The organism is Bacillus sp. FJAT-50079 (genome assembly GCF_018343515.1).
Lineage (GTDB): Bacteria > Bacillota > Bacilli > Bacillales > Bacillaceae_C > Lederbergia.
Window position 1 is genome coordinate 52,404 of sequence record NZ_JAGYPD010000004.1, and the last position, 19,830, is coordinate 72,233.

Annotated in this window: 19 protein-coding genes; 14 read left to right on the top strand and 5 right to left on the bottom strand. The window is 39.7% G+C overall.

Going from position 1 to position 19,830, the window contains the following annotated elements; all coding sequences use genetic code 11:
* Window positions 1–92: 92 nt before the first annotated feature.
* Together glgA and KHA95_RS11225 are read left to right on the top strand one after the other, a co-directional pair.
* Window positions 93–1,517: a glycogen synthase GlgA gene (gene glgA / locus KHA95_RS11220; protein WP_213137599.1), complete on the top strand. Its 1,425-nt coding sequence runs from the start codon at window positions 93–95 to the stop codon at window positions 1,515–1,517.
* A 15-nt stretch (window positions 1,518–1,532) separates the two neighbouring features.
* Window positions 1,533–3,968 carry a glycogen/starch/alpha-glucan phosphorylase gene (locus KHA95_RS11225; RefSeq protein WP_213137600.1) on the top strand — a complete coding sequence of 812 codons (2,436 nt, stop codon included), beginning with the start codon at window positions 1,533–1,535 and terminating at the stop codon, window positions 3,966–3,968.
* A gap of 81 nt (window positions 3,969–4,049) precedes the next feature.
* On the opposite strand, the gene KHA95_RS11230 is transcribed toward KHA95_RS11225, so the two are convergent.
* The 3 genes from KHA95_RS11230 to KHA95_RS11240 form a co-directional block, all read right to left on the bottom strand.
* Window positions 4,050–4,271: a DeoR family transcriptional regulator gene (locus KHA95_RS11230; RefSeq protein ID WP_213137601.1), complete on the bottom strand. Its 222-nt coding sequence runs from the start codon at window positions 4,269–4,271 to the stop codon at window positions 4,050–4,052.
* Between the two features lie 490 nt (window positions 4,272–4,761).
* Window positions 4,762–5,460: a Type 1 glutamine amidotransferase-like domain-containing protein gene (locus KHA95_RS11235; protein ID WP_213137602.1), complete on the bottom strand. Its 699-nt coding sequence runs from the start codon at window positions 5,458–5,460 to the stop codon at window positions 4,762–4,764.
* A gap of 550 nt (window positions 5,461–6,010) precedes the next feature.
* On the bottom strand, window positions 6,011–6,811 hold the full coding sequence (locus KHA95_RS11240) for an alpha/beta fold hydrolase (RefSeq protein WP_213137603.1): 801 nt from the start codon (window positions 6,809–6,811) through the stop codon (window positions 6,011–6,013).
* A gap of 150 nt (window positions 6,812–6,961) precedes the next feature.
* Here KHA95_RS11240 and KHA95_RS11245 point away from each other — a divergent pair, with 150 nt between their 5' ends.
* From KHA95_RS11245 to KHA95_RS11280, 8 genes are all read left to right on the top strand, one after another.
* A complete protein-coding gene (locus KHA95_RS11245; RefSeq protein WP_213137604.1) occupies window positions 6,962–7,666 on the top strand; it encodes an ABC transporter ATP-binding protein in 705 nt (234 codons plus the stop codon).
* Window positions 7,659–8,837 carry an ABC transporter permease gene (locus KHA95_RS11250; RefSeq protein WP_213137605.1) on the top strand — a complete coding sequence of 393 codons (1,179 nt, stop codon included), beginning with the start codon at window positions 7,659–7,661 and terminating at the stop codon, window positions 8,835–8,837. The genes KHA95_RS11245 and KHA95_RS11250 overlap by 8 nt, the downstream gene beginning before the upstream one ends.
* A gap of 47 nt (window positions 8,838–8,884) precedes the next feature.
* Window positions 8,885–10,300 (top strand): dipeptidase PepV, encoded by a 1,416-nt coding sequence (pepV, locus tag KHA95_RS11255; RefSeq protein ID WP_213137606.1) that lies wholly within the window; start codon window positions 8,885–8,887, stop codon window positions 10,298–10,300.
* Between the two features lie 14 nt (window positions 10,301–10,314).
* Window positions 10,315–11,154 (top strand): D-amino-acid transaminase, encoded by an 840-nt coding sequence (dat, locus tag KHA95_RS11260; protein WP_213137607.1) that lies wholly within the window; start codon window positions 10,315–10,317, stop codon window positions 11,152–11,154.
* 231 nt (window positions 11,155–11,385) lie between these two features.
* The gene (thpR, locus tag KHA95_RS11265) at window positions 11,386–11,934 is read left to right on the top strand and encodes an RNA 2',3'-cyclic phosphodiesterase (RefSeq protein ID WP_213137608.1); all 549 of its coding nucleotides are present in this window, start codon (window positions 11,386–11,388) and stop codon (window positions 11,932–11,934) included.
* A 20-nt stretch (window positions 11,935–11,954) separates the two neighbouring features.
* Window positions 11,955–12,899, top strand: coding sequence for an NERD domain-containing protein (locus KHA95_RS11270; protein WP_213137609.1), 945 nt, complete (start codon window positions 11,955–11,957; stop codon window positions 12,897–12,899).
* The gene (locus tag KHA95_RS11275; protein ID WP_213137610.1) at window positions 12,896–13,813 is read left to right on the top strand and encodes a diacylglycerol/lipid kinase family protein; all 918 of its coding nucleotides are present in this window, start codon (window positions 12,896–12,898) and stop codon (window positions 13,811–13,813) included. Before KHA95_RS11270 ends, KHA95_RS11275 begins: the two co-directional genes overlap by 4 nt.
* Before the next feature lie 193 nt (window positions 13,814–14,006).
* Window positions 14,007–14,786, top strand: coding sequence for a phosphotransferase family protein (locus tag KHA95_RS11280; RefSeq protein WP_213137611.1), 780 nt, complete (start codon window positions 14,007–14,009; stop codon window positions 14,784–14,786).
* Here KHA95_RS11280 and KHA95_RS11285 read toward each other — a convergent pair.
* A complete protein-coding gene (locus KHA95_RS11285) occupies window positions 14,777–15,055 on the bottom strand; it encodes a YtzH-like family protein (protein ID WP_213137612.1) in 279 nt (92 codons plus the stop codon). The two genes, KHA95_RS11280 and KHA95_RS11285, sit on opposite strands and share 10 nt — an antisense overlap.
* Window positions 15,056–15,140: 85 nt before the next feature.
* Here KHA95_RS11285 and trmB point away from each other — a divergent pair, with 85 nt between their 5' ends.
* Window positions 15,141–15,788, top strand: coding sequence for a tRNA (guanosine(46)-N7)-methyltransferase TrmB (trmB, locus tag KHA95_RS11290; RefSeq protein WP_213137613.1), 648 nt, complete (start codon window positions 15,141–15,143; stop codon window positions 15,786–15,788).
* 68 nt (window positions 15,789–15,856) lie between these two features.
* Complete coding sequence (locus KHA95_RS11295; protein ID WP_213137614.1) at window positions 15,857–16,705, top strand: YtnP family quorum-quenching lactonase; 849 nt, start codon at window positions 15,857–15,859, stop codon at window positions 16,703–16,705.
* Window positions 16,706–17,728: 1,023 nt separating this feature from the next.
* On the opposite strand, the gene KHA95_RS11300 is transcribed toward KHA95_RS11295, so the two are convergent.
* Window positions 17,729–18,040, bottom strand: coding sequence for a hypothetical protein (locus tag KHA95_RS11300; protein WP_213137615.1), 312 nt, complete (start codon window positions 18,038–18,040; stop codon window positions 17,729–17,731).
* Window positions 18,041–18,175: 135 nt separating this feature from the next.
* Between KHA95_RS11300 and KHA95_RS11305 the strand changes: the two genes are divergently transcribed.
* The gene (locus KHA95_RS11305) at window positions 18,176–19,246 is read left to right on the top strand and encodes a M42 family metallopeptidase (RefSeq protein WP_213137616.1); all 1,071 of its coding nucleotides are present in this window, start codon (window positions 18,176–18,178) and stop codon (window positions 19,244–19,246) included.
* Entirely contained in the window at window positions 19,243–19,758 is a 516-nt protein-coding gene (locus KHA95_RS11310) for a DUF84 family protein (protein WP_213137617.1), read from the top strand. The genes KHA95_RS11305 and KHA95_RS11310 overlap by 4 nt, the downstream gene beginning before the upstream one ends.
* Window positions 19,759–19,830 lie beyond the last annotated feature (72 nt).

The window sequence follows — 19,830 nt, forward strand, 5'->3', positions numbered from 1 at the left end:
TCTCTTAAGTCCCATTTTAGCTTTTATATAGCAAATGTTTTTGGGACATATAAACATTGAGCTTGATCCGTAGTTAGAAAGGGGAATTTTTCATGAGAAACGTATTATTTGTTGCATCAGAATGTACTCCATTCATTAAAACTGGGGGACTAGCAGATGTAATCGGTTCTCTACCACAAGCATTGAGAGAGCATGAGAAAATGGAAGTACGGGTAATTCTCCCACTTTATGATGAGATTTCGCCAGAATGGCGCAGCCAAATGGAGCATTGCGCTTCTTTTGACGTTCCTCTTGGCTGGCGTAATCAAGAAGCGAGCTTGTATATGTTAAAGCATAACCAGATTACGTACTATTTTATTGAGAATACGTATTATTTTACCCGAAAAGGTGTATACGGATATTATGACGATGGCGAGCGCTTTGTATTTTTTAGCCGTGCCGTAATCGAGGCATTAAGCCATCTCGATTTCAAGCCAGATGTCCTTCACGCCCATGATTGGCAAGCAGCAATGTCCGTCGCCCTTGCAAAAATATTACAACCACTTGATCAATTGAAAACGGTATTCACAATTCATAATATAAAATATCAGGGGATTATGCCACTTGAAACTTTTGATGATTTCTTCCAACTGCCAGCAGATCATATTGGCGGTTTTGAATGGAATGGAATGATTAATTGTTTGAAAAGTGCATTATTCCACGCAGATAAAATTACGACAGTCAGTCCGTCTTATGCGGAAGAAATTAAAGACTCTTATTATAGTGAGGGACTCCATCCGATTCTTTTAGAAAGAGCGCAAGATGTAGTTGGAGTACTGAATGGAATTGATACAAAAGAATATAATCCATTAACGGACCCGGCACTTCCGGTTAAATATCGTTCAGCGCGAGCACGGAAGACGGAAAACAAAGTAGCGATTCAACAAAAACTAGGATTGCCGGTCGATGGAGAAAAACCGCTTTATATTATCATTACCCGGCTGGTTGAACAAAAAGGCTTGCATCTCGTTCAACATATACTTGATGAATTTCTTCAAGAAGATGTTCAATTTATCATTTTAGGAACGGGCGATCATGAATTTGAATCGTATTTTTCGGATGCTGCCTACCGTTATCCGGATAAATTAGTTACGTTATTAACATTTGATGAGGGCTTGGCCCGCCAATTATATGCAAGTGCTGACTTTTTCGTGATGCCATCAAAATTTGAACCGTGCGGATTGGCTCAGTTAATTGCTTTACAATATAAAACTGTTCCGATCGTTCGGGAGACAGGCGGTTTAAAAGATACGGTTCAGGCTTTTAACGAAGTGACAGGTGAAGGAAATGGCTTTAGCTTTACAAACTACAATGCTCACGACTTGCTAACAGTGTTACGTTATTCTTTGTTGGTTTATCACCAACCAGAACAATGGACGAGTCTCATTAAAAATGTGAATCGTAGCCAGTTTAGTTGGAAGGAATCAGCTCATGAATATGCAGGACTGTATGAAAGTCTGAAACCCCAATATGTGTAAGGAGGTGAGGGGCCCTTGCCTCAAATCACTGTAAAACAATTAAAACAAAAATTAGTTGATAAACTAACATTGCAGAACGAGAAAGAGATTGTAGATGTTTCGGAAAAAGATATTTATTATGCGATTGCTTCAATTGTAAATGAAGAAATTAAGCCGTTATGGGCGGAAACAGAAAAAAAGTATAAAGAGAAAAACTGCAAACAAGTCTATTATTTATCGATGGAATTTTTAGTTGGCAGTCTGCTTGAAAGTAATTTGCTTAACTATGGATTGCTTCATACATCGAATCAAGCGTTAAAGGAACTAGGATTAAATCCAGAAAAGGTTTACGCTCAGGAACATGATGCAGGATTAGGAAATGGAGGATTAGGAAGGTTAGCTGCTTGCTTCTTAGATTCGTTAGCCTCGCTTCACTACCCGGGTCATGGTTTCGGGATTCGCTATCGTTATGGCTTATTTGAGCAACGAATCATTCATGGCAACCAAGTTGAGCTCCCTGATTATTGGTTAAAAGATCCTTATGCTTGGGAAACGAGAAAGGAAGATGAGGCTGTTAGTATTCAATTTCATGGGGATGTACATATGTTCCAAAAGAACGATGGCAATCTTGAAGTGAAATATGAAAATACCGATAAAGTAGTGGCGATTCCATACGATATCCCGGTAATTGGATACAAAAACGAAGTCGTTAATACGCTTCGACTATGGAGCGCTGAACCAGTTGATCAGGAAAGGGACGGAGAAAAAGAAGACGCCCATTATTATCATGATCTTGATCATCAACATTCGATCGAACAAATTTCCGGATTTTTATATCCGGATGATTCAAGTTATGAAGGAAAAGAGCTGCGTCTAAGGCAACAGTATTTTCTCGTGTCTTCAAGCATTCAAAGCATTATAAAAAATTTCAAGCGCAACCAGCGTAAATCATTGAAACATTTGCCAAAGCATGTTGTGATCCAAATTAACGACACACATCCAAGCTTGGCGATCCCTGAAATGATGCGGATTTTAATGGATGAGGAAAATTTTAGCTGGGACAATGCATGGAATATTACGACGAATGTCATTGCCTACACGAATCATACGACGCTAAGTGAAGCATTAGAAACATGGCCAAAAGGAATGCTGCAACATTTGCTTCCGCGCATTTATATGATTATTGATGAAATCAATGAACGATTTTGCAAAGGGATCTGGTATGATCATGAGGAGTTGCGCGATAAAATTCCTGAAATGGCGATTATCGCTGATGAGCGTGTTCATATGGCGCGATTGGCAATTGTCGGAAGCTTTAGTGTAAATGGGGTCGCACGCATTCATACGGATATTTTAAAGAAAAAGGAAATGAAAAACTTCTATACGTTGTTTCCTGAACGATTTAATAATAAGACGAATGGAATTACCCATCGCCGCTGGTTGTTACAGGCGAATCCAGAATTAGCAAAATTAATCACTGATATTATCGGACCGCAATGGATTCAGCGTCCGAAACAGCTTATCAGTTTATTAAAATATACGAAGGACAGTGCCTTCTTAGAAAAGTTCGATCAAGTGAAACGAAAAAATAAGCAGCTCCTAGCTGAGCTCATCCATGATCGAACGGGCATATTAGTCGATGATCAATCGATTTTTGATGTGCAAATAAAAAGACTACACGAATATAAACGCCAGCTTTTGAACGTTTTTCACATTATTTATTTATATAATGAGCTAAAAGCGAACCCACATTTGGATATGACCCCGCGCACATTTATTTTTGGGGCGAAGGCGGCGCCAAGCTATCATTTGGCAAAAGAAGTGATTAAGCTCATTAATAAAGTTGCGTCCGTCGTCAACTATGATCCGGATATCGGTGGTAAACTGAAAGTGATTTTCTTAGAAAATTACAATGTGAGCCTTGCGGAAAAAATTATTCCAGCCGCCGATATTAGTGAGCAAATTTCAACTGCGAGTAAAGAAGCATCAGGAACAGGCAATATGAAAATGATGATGAACGGTGCGATAACCGTTGGAACATTGGACGGAGCAAACGTCGAAATTAAAGATTCAGTCGGGGAAAACAATATTTTTATATTCGGATTAACCGCTGATGAAGTATTGGATTATTACCGCTATGGTGGCTATAATGCAACCGATATTTACAATACGGATGACCGAGTGCGAAGAATTTTAGATCAACTGAATCAAGGAGAATTTGGCTCGCAAGAAATTGAGTTTAAAGATATTTATTACAATATCCTTTATCATAATGATCCTTATTTTGTTTTGAAGGATTTTGAGCCATATATAGAAACGCATGAACTGGTCGAGCAAGCGTATCGGGATCGCTTAACATGGCTGAATAAGAGTGTCACCAATATTGCCTACTCTGGAAAATTCTCGAGTGATCGAACAATTCAAGAATACGCATCAGAAATATGGAAAATCAAGCCGGTGTCAAGTAACTAAATGGAATAAGAAAAGAGAGCTACCACATTTCGTTGATAGCTCTCTTTCATATTTACAAGGATGTTCTTTTGAACATATAATTTATGATGTTAGTTTGACTTTTTTCTTCGTTGTTGTCCATTTCCCGCGACGGGGACTGCTGATTAGGTCATTGTATTCTAACACATTCAAATCCCTTTGAATGGTGCGAGGTGTGCTTCCGAATTCGTCTACGAGCTCCCGAGTGGTAACGGTGCCGTTGTCTTTAATAAAAATATAAATATCTTTGATTCGGGTAAGCATTCTGTCCGTTGTAGGTTTCAAAAAACCACTCCCTCATCTTTAATTCCTTTGGCAGATGCTGCGGACGGCTTCTGATATGTGTGAACCATTTTGTTGAGTTCGATTTTCTTCTTCCGTAGGACAACTCCTTAATAAACATTTTTATCCATTTGTCTTACCATTATCAGACAGTTCCATTTTAACTCATTTCTCTAAAAATTAAAAGAGGGAATTTTTACTACTAAAAAAGAGCGATCTTATTAAGAGGTTATTGGCGGGTTCTGACTGTTGATTTTCGCTCTAGGCACTTCGCTTTCCGCGGGGCGAGCGGTGAGGTATATCCCGCAGGAGTCTTCGTGCCTTACGCTCCAACGGATTCTGCCAAAATATTTACTTTTGTAAAAATATTCTATAAGATTTCGTTTGCAGAATTAGTATTATAATCCTTATATTTTTCTAACAGCGGCATATAGAATTAGTCGAACCCTTAATCATATTTAATCAATCTGTTATGAACGTTTTTATACTCTTCTTAAGAACCTAAATATCTAGCTTGTACAGTTTCTTCTATCAATTGATTTTCCAACTTGAAAACATGGTAAGCCTTGGCGCCTTTCCTTGAGCTAACTATATTATTAACTGTGTCATCTATATAATGGACACCAACTCCATCGTCAGCCGCAATTCCCGCAGAAATTATGCCCGACTTCACCATTTTATGATAAGCCGGTCTTCGTTCCAATTCTTCATCATAATGCGGGCAATTACTACCTTTCAGAAACCCTAAGCAGCTAATAGGCTCTAACGTATCACCGAATGAATCTGTAATTCCTTCCTCAAACCAGCATATTGAGCCAGCACTTATACCCGCCAATACTTTGCCTTCCTCCCAAGCTTTTTTTAAAATCTTATCTAAACCCCAATCCTTCCAAAGGGCTAATAAGCTTTTTGTATTTCCTCCGCCAACATAAATAATATCATTTTCCATTATGAAATTTTCTAAGTCCCTTGTAGGTAGTTTGAATAAAGATAAATGTGTGGGTCTGCATTTCTGTTGATTAAAAAAATCATAAAATCTGGAAATGTAATTTTCTGAATCACCACTTGCAGTAGGGAGAAAGCAGATTTTAGGATCATTTTTTTTAGCCTGTTTTAATATATACTTGTCTAACAGTGGGTTTTTGGGTTCCATTGAAAATCCTCCACCACCAAGGGCTATAATTTGTTTCATGTATATCCTCCCCATAGTTAAAGTTACATAACAACTTCTCTTAGCTCATGGATTATTCCTTCCTATCTTCCACAATCTAGCCCTACTACTTAGCTCAAGATACTGTTTGTGTCTTTTCAAAATTTGTTCTTTACTTTCAGGACCTCCAAGATGTTACATCATATCTGGGCATTAATACGAAAAAGTAAATCAAGGCATTATCTTTCCAACGCTTAATCTGAGTAGTTGTTACTTCGCTCACCTTACAATTAATAAATATGAATTTTTCACTTAACAAATAGCGTATTTATGAATACATGAATATGCAAATGAAGAAACCTTGTTGTTTTACTAATTCAAGTGCCAATTCAGATGTTAAATTACTTATTCTTTATCTAATAAGGATTAAAATTTCAAAAAAGCAGTTCAATTATATGCTAATTGGACTGCTGATTTGCGTATTATCTAAGGATTTGTACTCTTAAACCGAACCCGTTAATTCACTTTTGATCCGTCTTATTTGCAAGACAAATTGACAACTGAAAGGAAAAAACATCTTTGTTTTACTTATTTATTGCACTTGTGTTTCAGGCAATAGACGGTGTGTTTGCTGAATAAATTGAACGGTCACTTTGTTAAAAATTTCAGGCTGATCGATATTGCAAACGTGTCCAGAATTTTCAATCGTAATGAGTTGGAGATCAGGCTGTTTTTGAACGAGTTCTTTGACAGGGGCTAAGAATAAATAATCTTCTGCACCCATAACGAAAAGGGTGGGGATATTGTTTACTTTTAATTGCAGGGAACATAAATACGGGTTAATTGATTTTGTTAAAGCGAACCAGCGGATAAATTCTTTTTGACACATTTTTTTTGCTTGAGTGATAAAAGCGAGCCGAGATTCTTTATGATTCTCATTTGGCATTAAAATCCACGCATACAGTTTATATAAAAGCATATATGGAACAATATGCTTCACAATATTTGCAATCATAACGAGTAATTTAGTACGAATATCTAGCTTTATGACTGCTCCGCCTAAAATTTGCGATGAAACACGTTCTGGATATGCTTGGACAATCGTTTGGATCACAATCGTTCCGAGTGAAATGCCAATAAAGTGACTTGTTTTTATTTGTAGGTGATCCAGTACTTCAATAACATCGGTGGCTACATTAACGAATGAATCGTTTTTCTTCCAAATGTCTTTTTGCGAGCGGCCATGCCCGCGAAGATCAATGCTTAGTACATTAAATGATTTACGATATTCTTTTAATTGTTTATACCATATGCTCGAGCTTCCCCCTGCCCCGTGAATTAATGTAACCCAAGGCTGTGAAGGATTAGATCTAAATAAACGATAATGCAACAACGAATGAACAGCTCCTCTATACATCTTCCATTTTATTAAAGCATGTTCCAATTGAAAAAGAAATGATCCGTTAGCGGTTTCTTTTGAATTGTGAAACCTTTTCGAAAAAAATTCGTAGAACGAGTAAGAATGTAATGGGAGTGAATGCAGTTGGCGTTATTGGATGTTCAAATTAAGAGTGCTGGATATGAATCAGAGAAAACGACGGTTTCAAATGTGAACTTCGCGATCGAACCTTCGGAGCTTGTTGGAATGATTGGCCCAAACGGCGCCGGAAAAAGTACAACCATTAAGGCGATTCTTGGACAGTTAACGTATGTTAAAGGAAAGATCAAAAGAAAAGAGAAAAGCTCGTATTCATATATTCCGGAACGCCCAATTTATTATCAAGAATTAACATTATGGGAGCATTTTGAATTTGTTGCGGCGGTTGAGCAGTTAGGGGAGGAAAGCTTGCGATATGCAAAAGAGATTTTGCAAAAGTTTCGGTTATTGGATCATATTCATGAATTTCCGGGGAATTTTTCAAAGGGGATGCAGCAAAAAGGGATGACGGCGCTTGCTCTTTTTACAAGCCCCGATTTGTTAATCATCGATGAACCGTTTATGGGATTGGATCCAGGGTCAACAAAGCTATTGCTTCATTTATTGGAAGAAGAACGGGCGAACGGAACGGGAATTTTAATGTGTACACATATTTTGGATACAGCTCAACGCGTATGTGATTCGTTTGTCATTATTGAAAAAGGGACAATGAAAGCGGCGGGTACTTTGTCTGAAGTATTAGAAACATGCGGTGCGGAAGATGGTAGCTTATATTCATGTATTTCAGATGGGGATGATGTAAGTGACTAGTGGACAGTTATTATTCAAAAGGATTTGGCAAAATTGGATCTTTCAATATCAGCTTGTAAAAAGCGTGCTCGATTGGACAGTTCTTGTTTATCTTGTCATTCCCGCGACAATCATTGGTGGAGCGATTTATCGATCATGGTGGCTAGATATTCCGCCATGGATTGAAGTGATTCCGTTTGAACTTCATTTTATTATTTTCTTCTTTTTATTATGGCGCGGGCATTTTCGTACATATGTGAGGGAAGCGGACCGAATCTTTTTAATGAAAAATGAACGTCTTATGTTAGGTCTGAAGCAGAGGGGCATCATCTATACGTATTTGATTGAAGTGGTTTTTGGCATTATGCTTGCATTTGTAATTGCTCCTTTTTGGCTTTTCCATTATGGGCAGAATATGAAAAGCCTTATCTATTTTATCCTTATTTGGCTTACATTAAAATGGGTAGTCATGGGTGTAAAAGGGAAAATGAACATTCACCTAAAAGGGTGGAGAAATTTGTTGCATAGTTTGCCATTGTTCATTGCCGCTTTCATTATTTGGAGTGTTAATTATGAAATGTTTATGAGTGAAAATATGTATATGATGATAGGGATGATCATCATTCAGATCCTCCTTTCCATTCTGTTCATCAGGCGTCGCTTTACGTCGATTAGAACATTTGAACAAGATGTTTCGATTGACGAATTGGAAAAAACGAAAATGATTAATCTGATTTTCGGCATGTCGATGGACATGGAAAAGCTGCCAAAACCATCAACATCTAGGAAAAAACCACGTCTATATGCAAAATCGAACCGAATTTTTACGAAGCGAACGGCTGAAAATGGCTTTATCGAATTATTTATAAAGGCAACGACGAGAAGTGTGGAATTTATCATTGGTTTTTTACAAATTAGTGGGTGGACAACAGTAGCGATCGTTGCTTTACCACCTATTTGGTTAAAAATATCGATCGCCTGCTTTGGGTACGTATTTTTACGTGCTTGGATTGGAAGTGTATGGTATAAAGTGATTGGCGGTCACCCATTTACAAAAAGGTACGCAGAGGTCAATGCGTATTTTCAAGCGAAAAAGAAGGTCATCATCGCTTTATCGGTTCCATATATAATCATTATTGCAAGTTCATTTATTTTTAGAATGTGGATACAAAGCCTTTTTCCTTTTTTTTGATACAATAGAAGGCAGAACGATTATTGCTTGATAAAGGAGTCGTGACGATGTCTCATATTGATTGGAAAGCCGAAGTAGTGAAACATCAGGAAGAGCTGCTTGCTGATTTGCAAGGGCTACTTAGAATCAAAAGTGTGCTTAATGAAGAGAATGCAACGAAAGACGCTCCGCTTGGTAAAGAAGTAAAGGCAGCGTTGGATTATATGCTTGCACTTGGTAAAAAGGATGGATTTGCTGCGAAAAATGTAGGCAATGTAGCTGGTCATCTTGAAATGGGAGCAGGGTCGGATTTGATTGGTGTTTTATGCCATGTGGATGTTGTTCCAGAAGGTGACGGCTGGTCCGTTGATCCGTATGGCGCGGAAGTGAAAGATGGAAAAATGTATGCACGTGGAGCGATCGATGATAAAGGCCCGACTCTCGCTGCTTACTATGGCATGAAAATTGTTAAAAAGCTTGGTCTTCCGTTAACCAAACGGGTAAGGATGATCATTGGAACAGACGAAGAAAGCGATTGGCGCTGTGTAGACCGCTATTTTCAGGAAGAGGAAATGCCGGGCATGGGTTTCGCCCCTGATGCTGATTTTCCAATTATTAATGCGGAAAAAGGAATTGCAGATTTCGACCTTATTTGCAAAAATGAACAAATAGATGTCCAAGATGCGCATGTGACATTATTATCGTTTACTGCTGGCCGCCGATACAACATGGTGCCTGATTATGCAAAAGCTGTGCTCGATCTTCAACGTGACCATACGAAAATTATGCAGCGATTTGACAGTTTTTTAGAAACTCAGCAATTAACGGGAAGCTATCATGTTGAAAGCGGCTATTTCGTTATCGAACTTAACGGAAAATCTGCCCACGGAATGGAACCGGATCAAGGGAAAAATGCCGGCCTATTATTAGCGAACTTTTTATCAACGATCGAACTTGATTCCAATGGAAAAATATTTATTCAAGCGGCGATTCGTTTCTTTTTCGGGGATTCAAGAGGGCGCGCATTGGGCGTGCAATATCAAGATGAGATTACAGGAGAATTAACAATTAACGTTGGAGTCATGTCGTATAATGAACAAGATGGCGAAAAATTTGGCTTGAATATGCGTTATCCTGTGACATTTAAGCTTGAGGAAGGCTTAAAAGAAGTGAAAAATAAAGCAAAGGAAATGGGATATTCCGTTGCCAATTTAAAAGATTCGAAGCCACATCATGTCCCGGAGAATGATCCGCTCATTCAAACGCTAAAAAAAGTGTACGAGATGCAAACAAATGAGCCGGCTAAGCTCATTGCCATTGGCGGTGGTACATATGCGCGCTCATTAACATCTGGTGTTGCTTTCGGCGCACTATTCCCAGGAAGACCGGATGTTGCTCATCAAAAGGATGAATACATTGAATTGGAAGATTTATTTAAAGCAACGGCAATTTATGCTCAAGCGATTTATGAGCTTGCGAAGTAAAGGAGATGGTCGAAATGGAAAAAGTGCTTGTTAATGATCAAATTTTGAATCGTGATGAATCAAAGGTCGATATTGAGGATCGAGGTTATCAATTTGGTGACGGGGTTTATGAAGTAATCCGGGTGTACTCAGGTCAGTTATTTACAGGTGATGAGCATCTGGAGCGATTATATAGCAGCGCCGAAAAAATCAAAATGACTGTTCCTTATTCGAAAGAAACATTAAGAGGTTTGCTTGAGCAACTGATAAAAGAAAATCAGATTGAAGATGGCTCCGTTTACATGCAAGTGACACGTGGAGCTTCATCTAGAAATCATGTCTTCCCTGGAGAAAACGTTCTGCCGGTTTTGACAGCGAATACGAAAGTGGTTGCAAGACCTGAAGCTGCACTTGTAGATGGAGTGGAGGCGATCATTGCCGATGACATTCGTTGGTTACGCTGTGACATTAAGAGTTTGAACTTATTGCCAAACTTACTCGCAAAGCAGGAAGCAGTCGCGCAAGGTTGCTTTGAATCAATTCTTCACCGCGATGGAACGGTAACGGAAGGCTCAGCTTCAAATGCTTATATTGTTAAGGATGGCGTCATTCAAACACACCCTGCAACGAATTTAATTTTAAATGGAATTACCCGCCAAGTAATCGCAACTTTATGTAAAGACCATCAAATCCCATTTGTGGAGAAGGCATTTACAGTTGATGAATTGCTAGCGGCCGATGAGGTCTTCGTATCAAGCACAACTTCCGAAGTGATGCCAATCATTCGGGTTGCTGGGAAAACGGTAGGTACGGGGAAACCAGGCCCTATAACAAAGAAGCTTCAATCTTTATTTTTCGCTGAAATTGGCAGATAAGGAGAAAGTCTTGGCTAATGGTCTGAATCGCATTTAAAACGGCGATTCGGTTCATAAGGCCAAGTCTAATATCTCGATATGCGTTAGAAATGGCAAATAGAGTCCATAAGGTCTTGTTTAATGTCTCAAGAACGTTTGAAATCGAAACTTATACATTTTACAGTTTTAAATTAAGGCTGTGAGTCTACACTTGGAATACCCTTAAATTTCGAAATTAGGAGGAGATGCGCGATGTCCCATTATTTTTTCGCAATTAAGCTTCCGCTTGAAGTGAAGGATGAACTTGCTAACAAACAAGAAAGACTCAAGGCCACAGCTCCGTTTAAAAGCTGGGTCCATCCCGAAGATTTACATATTACTCTTACATTTCTTGGACATGCGACCGATATAAAGATAAGGGAAGCGATCGAGCGTACGGATGACGCCTTAAAGGGTGCTAAGACGTTTCGATTAGAAGTGAATCATATTGGAACATTTGGTCTTTCTAAGTCCCCAAGAATTTTATGGGCGGGCATGGAAGATTCTAATCCATTGAATCATTTGCAAAAACATGTATTTACAGCGTGTGAGGCAGCTAAGTTTCAACTTGATCAACGCCCGTATCGTCCACATATTACGCTTGGGAGAAAGTGGACTGGAACGGATGAGTTTGAAATAGATGTATTACCTCATTTTGATCAACCACTTATTTTTAATGTAACAGAAGTCGTTCTCTATCAAACATTTCCAGAACGGACGCCAAAATATAAGGTGATTGAATCATTTTCGCTTCTATCATGACATGAAAGGTGGTCATGCCAATGGCGCAACTAATTAAATTACAAGATTATATATCCCGCTATGAGCTTGATTTCTCCCGCTATCCCTCCCAATTTATTCGATTAAAAAAGCAGCAATGGGAAAAAATACACACTGCTTGGGAAGATGAGGACTCGTTTGAAAAGGAGCCTGCAATATTTCCTGAGATGGATAGCGAAGAAAGGCAAGGACTATTTCATAAAGTGAAAAATTTATTTAAAAAAGAGAGCTCCAACTCAATACAAGTGGAAGAATTGACCTATGATGATGTGGAGTTAGAAATCGTTCCTTCGCTTCTCCTTGCCAAATCTGAAATGGAATTAAAGCAATCATTTCTTGATCATTTATTTCAATTTCAGATGAGATGGGCAAGCTCAACGATAGCGGAAAAATCATTTGTCGATTCATCGTATTATCATGATGAGCGATTAAAACATTTTTTGCAGCGTTTCCCGGATTCATATTTTCTTTTATATGAACCGATTTTTTTATTAAAGAAAGCGCCTGTTGAAGTGGAAGTCATGTTGCTTACACCGACTGAATTATGGTGTCTAGCATTTATCGAAGAGGAAGAAAATGCTGTATACATCGGTTCACCTGACCATTTTTGGCAAAAGCGAGTGGGGGAGACAGAGTCAAAAGTGTTAAATCCAAGTTTATCCGCTTCAAGGATGGAGAAGATTGTGAAACAGCTTTTTACCTTGTATGAAGTGGAGTTACCGATCAGAAAAGCGGTCGTTTCTCGAGACGGCTATTTGGACTACCCTGATGCCCCAGCGGAACTATTGCTGCTTGATAAGCGATCGTATGAAGAGTGGTTTCAGCGGATGCGCGTGTCTGTTTCACCATTAAAAATGATGCAGCTAAAGGCAGCAAAGGCATTGTTAGAATATTGTCAAACGACTTCTTTTAAACGCCCTGACTGGAATAAGGAAGCTGATGAATGAATAAAAAGCTTGTATTTATCATCAACCCAGCTGCTAAAAATGGATATAGTCAAAAAGTGTGGAATAAGATTCGGAGAATAGTAGATGGGGTTCCCCACGATGTGTATTACACGAAAGAAAAAGGGGATGGGGTGGCGCTAGCAAAACGAATCGCCACAAATACAAATTTGCCACTCTTGCTTGTTGCTGTTGGTGGAGATGGGACAATTCATGAAGTAATCAATGGTGCGATCGGACACAGTCATGTCACATTTGCTTATATTCCAACAGGTTCAGGCAATGATTTTGCCAAGGGATACAAGCTTCCAGCTCATCCAGCAAAATGTTTGGAGGCTATTTTACATTTAATTCCTAATAAAGTCGAGCATGTAGATAGTGGTGTGATAAGCGGAAAAACTCCGAGATATTTTGTCAATAGTGTTGGTGTGGGATTCGATGCACTTATTGCCAAAAAGGCTAATCAATCGCGTTTAAAAAAATGGTTAAATTATTTTTCGCTCGGAACGGCTGTTTATGGTGTATATTTAGTAAGAGAGATTTTTTCGTACAAGCCGCAAACGGTTAAATTACAAATAGATGATCAGCGCTTTCAATTTGAAAAGACATGGTTTGTCACAGTTTCAAATCAACCTTATTATGGGGGAGGCATGATGATTGCTCCAAGCGCAAACCCTACTGATGGTGAATTTTGTGTGACAGTCGTCCATCATTTATCTAAGATGAAATTATTATGTGTATTTATAACTGTGTTTTGGGGTGGACATTTGCGTTTTAAGGAAGTAATCCAATTCAAAGGCAAAAACATTCAAATTTTTAATGACCGTCCAGTTGATGTTCATGCAGATGGTGAATCGATTGGGGAGATCCCATTAACGATAGAAATACTTCCAAAAAGTTGGAAAATCCTCCAATAAAATAAGCGAAATGCTAACTTTCATAAAAAATTTGAATGAAATTTGCAAAACAGACTTGACGAAAAAAGTCGAAACGAGATAATATTTATGAAAGGGTGGCTATTGATGTTCATTTGTACCAATAGCTGCTTTTTTCTTTTCAGATAGATAATTCGGAGGATCTCTCCGGTGATATAATTGAAGGTGAAGATCGGTGGAACATTTATTCGAGCAAGACTGGGAAATTACTCCAGCCGGTGGAGCGACTGGTGAGGCGTTCTTTGCTACAAATAGTCATCAAAAATTGTTTTTGAAGCGAAATTCATCTCCTTTTCTTGCGGTGCTATCAGCGGAAGGGATAGTTCCAAAGCTTATTTGGACGAAGCGATTGGAAAATGGCGATGTTATTACGGCTCAACAATGTTTGGATGGCCGGGAAATAAAACCAAGCGAAATGGCTGATGAACGGGTAGCGGAACTGTTAAAGAAAATTCATGATTCCATCCCGTTATTGACTATGTTAAGGCGAATGGGAAAGACACCGACAGATTCAGAGATGATGCTAGCGGAAGTCAATGTAAGCTTAGATGCCGAGTTATTGGAGCATAGGCTTGTTCAAACATCCCTTATTTTATTAAAAAAAGAAGTTAAAAATGTCAGTTGTGATGAATGGGCTGTTTGCCATGGAGATGTAAACCATAACAATTGGCTTTTATCAGAAGGTGACGAGCTATATTTAATTGATTGGGATGGAGCAATGATTGCTGACCCAGCCCTTGATCTTGGACTATTGCTTTATTGGTATGTTCCCCGAAAAGATTGGGCAGATTGGTTAAAAAAATATGGCCGTACAATGACGGCCCAATTAGAATTACGAATGAAATGGTATGTGACAGCACAAACTTTGCTATGGATTCAATGGCATAAAGAAAAAGGTAGACAGAAGGAAATGCAGCACTGGCTTACCTATTTGGAAAAGATTCTTTATGAATAAGTATTGATTTGGCCAACCCACTGGGATAATTGATCTTGGTGGGAATTTATATGTTGATCGAGATCTGCACTATATTGGCCGTTTTGACAATATGTGTATATGTCTGTAAGCAATGGCTGTATCTCCCGCGGAATTGAGGGGTTCATCAGAAGCGATTTGATCAGTCGTCCAAGTTGCTCACATTCAGATACAGATCCACAGCAATCTTCCAAATGGTTGACTAGTATATCTTGTAATAATTGCATTTGGTCACGATGGCTAAGTGTCATATGACTCACCCTTTCAATGAACATGTAACTAGTATAGGTTTGAGTTGAACAATTTATTCGGATGATATAAGTAAGGAGTAGAAAGATGCGTTTAAGACATAAACCGTGGGCAAGGGAAAAAATTGAGCAACATCCGCAGTACGTCATTCCAAACCCTGAACAGTATTACGGAAGATGGAATGCATTATTTGATAATGGCTTTCCCATTCATATTGAAGTAGGGACAGGAAAGGGCCGATTCATTACAGAAATGGCCAAAGCAAATCCGGAAATTAACTATATTGGGATCGAATTACAGGAAAGTGTAATTGTTTCCGCTCTTGACAGATTAATCGAAGCAGATGTACCAAATGTAAAGTTGCTGCATACGAATGGCGAAGACTTGCGTAAGTTTTTTGCGAAAAGTGATGTGGAACGGGTATATTTAAATTTTTCCGATCCGTGGCCGAAAAAACGTCATGAAAAAAGACGTTTGACGTTTTCAGCGTTTTTAAATATTTATGAAGATATATTAGTGAATGGTGGCGAAATTCATTTCAAAACCGATAATCGCGGTTTATTTGAATATTCATTGCAAAGCTTTTCCGCATACGGGCTTTTATTAACATATCTTAGTCTAGATTTGCACAATAGTGATTTTGCTGGAAATATTATGACTGAGTATGAAGAGAAGTTCTCTGCAAAAGGACAACCGATTTACCGCTGTGAAGTGAAATATCAAAATGAACGCTAGATTTCTTTCAAAGAGGAATCTAGTTTTTTTATGCTATAATTTGGAAAAAGGGATAAGAAGGTGAGAGTGTGGAACGATTAAAGCTTGGAAACTTGACTTTGACATGGCTAAATGGCGGGGATACGTTTATGGACGGCGGGGCGATGTTTGGCGTTGTTCCAAAGCCATTATGGTCAAAAAAATATCCTGTTAATGAGAAAAACCAAATCGAATTACGTACAGATCCGATTTTTCTTCAATTAAACGGAAAAAATATTTTGATTGAAGCTGGTTTAGGATTCGGAAAATTATCTGATAAGCAAAAGCGTAATTATGGTGTGACAGAAGAATCACAAATTGAAAAGTCGTTAGCAAAGCTTGGGTTGACACGAGAAGATATTGATATCATATGCATGACGCATCTTCATTTCGACCATGCAGGTGGATTGACGAAACGGGAGGATGAAACGCTTGTCTCCATGTTTCCGAATGCTGTCATCTATGCGTCGGAAACAGAGTGGCAGGAAATGCAAAATCCAAATATACGTTCACGCAATACATATTGGAAGGAAAATTGGGAGCCAATCGTTGATCAAGTACATACTTTTACGGGAGAGTTAGAGCTCGAAGGTGCGATAAAAATGATTCATACAGGTGGGCATAGTGATGGTCACTGCATCATTACGATTCAGAGCGGTGACGAGCAGCTGATCCATATGGGGGACTTAATGCCGACGAATGCTCACCGCAACGTATTATGGGTGCTTGCCTATGATGACTACCCAATGGATTCGATTCGGGCGAAACAAAAATGGATAACAGAGGCGATCGAAGCCAGTGCGTGGTTCACTTTTTACCATGACGGCCATTACCGAGCATTAAAATGGGATAGGGAAGGAAATGTGATTGCAGCAGTCATGCGTGAAAGACCCAATTGAAGCTTTGTTTAGCCAAAAGGGCTATTCTAAAGTCAAACCTTTATTGACTTTAAAATAGCCCCTTCTTTATGCACAGGTAGTGGTAGTTATCCATTTCCCCCTTAGAGCATATTTACATCATTTTGGTCAATCGAATTTCATCCGCATTTCCCTTCTCCCGCGGAAAGTCTTCAATATGGTCATTCGAAATCCGTTCGATTGCCCCTTTCCGGCAAAAATGCTCCGATACGGTCATTCGAAATCCGTTCGAATGACCCTTTCGGGCAAAAAATCTCCAATACGGTCAATCGAAACCCGTTCGATTGCCCCTCGTCGGCAAAAAATCTCCGATACGGTCAATCGGAATCCGTTCGATTGCCCCTCGCCGGCAAAAAATCTCCGATACGGTCAATCGAAATCCGTTCGATTGCCCCTTTCCGGCAAAAACGCTCCGATATGGTCAATCGAAACCCGCTCGATTGCCCCTCGTCGGCAAAAAATCTCCGATACGGTCAATCGAAATCCGTTCGAATGCCCCTCGTCGGCAAAAAGTCTCCGATACGGTCATTCGAAATCCGTTCGATTTCCCCTCTCCGGCAAAAACGCTCCGAAAGGGTCATTCGAAATCCGTTCGATTGCCCCTCGCCGGCAAAAACGCTCCGATACGGTCAATCGAAATCCGTTCGATTGCCCCTCGCCGGCAAAAAACCTCCGATACGGTCAATCGAAATCCGTTCGATTTCCCCTTTCCGGCAAAAACGCTCCGAAAGGGTCATTCGAAATTCGTTCGAATGCCCCTCGCCGGCAACAAATCCCCGATACGGTCAATCGAAATCCGTTCGAATGACCGTTTCCGGTAAAAACGCTCCGAAATGGTCAATCGAAACCCGCTCGATTGCCCCTCGTCGGCAAAAAATCTCCGATACGGTCAATCGGAATCCGTTCGAATGCCCCTTTCCGGTAAAAAGTCTTCAGTATGGGCAATCGAGCGCACGATGTTTACGAAAAAACCAATTAGTATTACTTTTTAGATAGCCCTTACTTTTAAATAGGATAAATATCAATCACTGTGCCCGTATACACATCAGCGATAAATTCAAATTGTTCGCGGATCCCATCTTTATTACGAGTAATGCCCCCGCGATATACCTTTGTTTTGATTGCATAATGCTGATAGTCTTCCGGGGTCATTTGCATCCAAGATCCATCGATACGCCCATCTTTTCGAAAGGCATTTTTTACGTTTGTTAATACGGATTCTGCTGAGATTGGAATCATTTCATTCAATTTTTTACTAAGGCAATAGCCTCCGATTAAACCGGCAGCTGCTCCAGATAGGAATATTCTCCAATTCAAAATCGTACACCTCCGAATGGATTGCTAGCTCTAGTATACAGGAACTGTTTTGTAAAAAACACGGTTTTGTAGCGTTGAAGTTCGATCTTCTGTAAAATAAAAAGGAGATCATTCAAAAAAAGTGGAGTGATAGATATGAAACAGGAAACATTGGATTTATTTAAAACATTGACGGAATTGCCAGGGACACCTGGAAACGAGCATGCGGTGCGCTCTTTTATGCGTGAGCAATTACGAATATATGCAGATGAAATTGTTCAAGATCGTCTTGGGAGTATTTTTGGCAAAAAAACTGGCGATATAAACGGGCCGACTGTGATGGTCGCGGGGCATATGGACGAAGTTGGATTTATGGTAACGAATATTACAGATAACGGAATGATCCGTTTTCAAACGTTAGGTGGTTGGTGGAGTCAAGTTTTACTTGCTCAACGAGTGCAAATCATCACGGATCAAGGGGCTGTGGAAGGTGTGATTGGCTCAATACCTCCACATTTATTAAGTGAAGAGCAGCGGAAAAAACCGATGGACATCAAAAACATGATGATTGATATTGGTGCCGATGATCGTGAAGATGCAAAAAAAATCGGGATTAAACCTGGTCAGCAAATTGTGCCGGTTTGTCCGTTTACACCGATGGCAAATCCGAAGAAAATTATGGCGAAGGCATGGGATAATCGTTATGGTTGTGGATTGGCAATTGAGCTTTTAAAAGAAGTGAAAGATGAAGGGCTACCAAATATCTTGTATTCTGGAGCAACGGTCATGGAAGAGGTTGGATTGCGTGGGGCAGCAACGGCAACAGCGATGATTAAACCGGATCTTTTCTATGCGCTTGATGCGAGTCCCGCAAACGATATGTCGGGAGATAAGCAAGAATTTGGTCAACTTGGAAAAGGTGCATTGCTGCGTATTTATGATCGGTCGATGGTAACACATAAAGGAATGCGTGAATTTATTTTGGATACGGCTGAGACGAATAATATTCCATACCAATATTTTGTATCCCAAGGCGGTACGGATGCGGGACGTGTACATATAGCAAATGAGGGGATACCAAGCGGAGTGATTGGGATTTGCTCACGCTATATCCACACACATGCATCGATCATCCACGTCGATGATTATGCAGCGGCAAAAGAATTACTCGTGAAGCTTGTGAAATCGACTGATCGTACGACGGTTGATTCGATTAAACAACAATGATTGTTTCAATAGGATCTAAAAACCAAGCGAAGGTCAAAGCGGTCACAGACACTTTACACGAAATGGGTTACACTGCTTCGATTGTACCAATCGACGCCCCATCAAATGTAAGCAATATGCCGTTTTCAGATGAAGAAACGATGCAAGGAGCGATTAATCGAGCGCAGTATTGCTTAAAGCATTCGGAAGCAGAGCTGGCCTTTGGTCTTGAAGGCGGAGTAATGGAAACGGCTTTCGGTTTGTTTTTGTGCAATTGGGGTGCGCTTGCTGTTAGGGATAAAGATGTCTTTCTCGCTGGGGGTGCAAGAATCAAGCTTCCTGAAGAGATTGCTCAAAGGCTAAGGGCTGGAGAGGAACTTGGACCACTTATGGATGAATATAGTAATCGAGTAAATGTTCGATCGAACGAAGGAGCAATTGGCATTTTTACGAATGGAGCGGTGAACCGCTCTGAGATGTTTGCTCATATTATTAAGCAACTAATCGGCATGAAAGAGGCAGGTAGCTTATAACCTTCCTCAGTCCACACGACGTGGGTCACATCGGCGTTGCCACAGGATGTGGCAACGCCTTTGTTCCTTTAT

Bases quoted from the DNA above. Each gene is read 5' to 3' on its own strand.
- glgA (WP_213137599.1), top strand. From the start codon at position 93: ATGAGAAACGTATTATTTGTTGCATCAGAATGTACTCCATTCATTAAA.
- KHA95_RS11235 (WP_213137602.1), bottom strand. From the start codon at position 5,460: ATGAAACAAATTATAGCCCTTGGTGGTGGAGGATTTTCAATGGAACCC.
- pepV (WP_213137606.1), top strand. From the start codon at position 8,885: ATGTCTCATATTGATTGGAAAGCCGAAGTAGTGAAACATCAGGAAGAG.
- dat (WP_213137607.1), top strand. From the start codon at position 10,315: ATGGAAAAAGTGCTTGTTAATGATCAAATTTTGAATCGTGATGAATCA.
- thpR (WP_213137608.1), top strand. From the start codon at position 11,386: ATGTCCCATTATTTTTTCGCAATTAAGCTTCCGCTTGAAGTGAAGGAT.
- KHA95_RS11270 (WP_213137609.1), top strand. From the start codon at position 11,955: ATGGCGCAACTAATTAAATTACAAGATTATATATCCCGCTATGAGCTT.
- KHA95_RS11275 (WP_213137610.1), top strand. From the start codon at position 12,896: ATGAATAAAAAGCTTGTATTTATCATCAACCCAGCTGCTAAAAATGGA.
- KHA95_RS11285 (WP_213137612.1), bottom strand. From the start codon at position 15,055: ATGACACTTAGCCATCGTGACCAAATGCAATTATTACAAGATATACTA.
- trmB (WP_213137613.1), top strand. From the start codon at position 15,141: ATGCGTTTAAGACATAAACCGTGGGCAAGGGAAAAAATTGAGCAACAT.
- KHA95_RS11305 (WP_213137616.1), top strand. From the start codon at position 18,176: ATGAAACAGGAAACATTGGATTTATTTAAAACATTGACGGAATTGCCA.
- KHA95_RS11310 (WP_213137617.1), top strand. From the start codon at position 19,243: ATGATTGTTTCAATAGGATCTAAAAACCAAGCGAAGGTCAAAGCGGTC.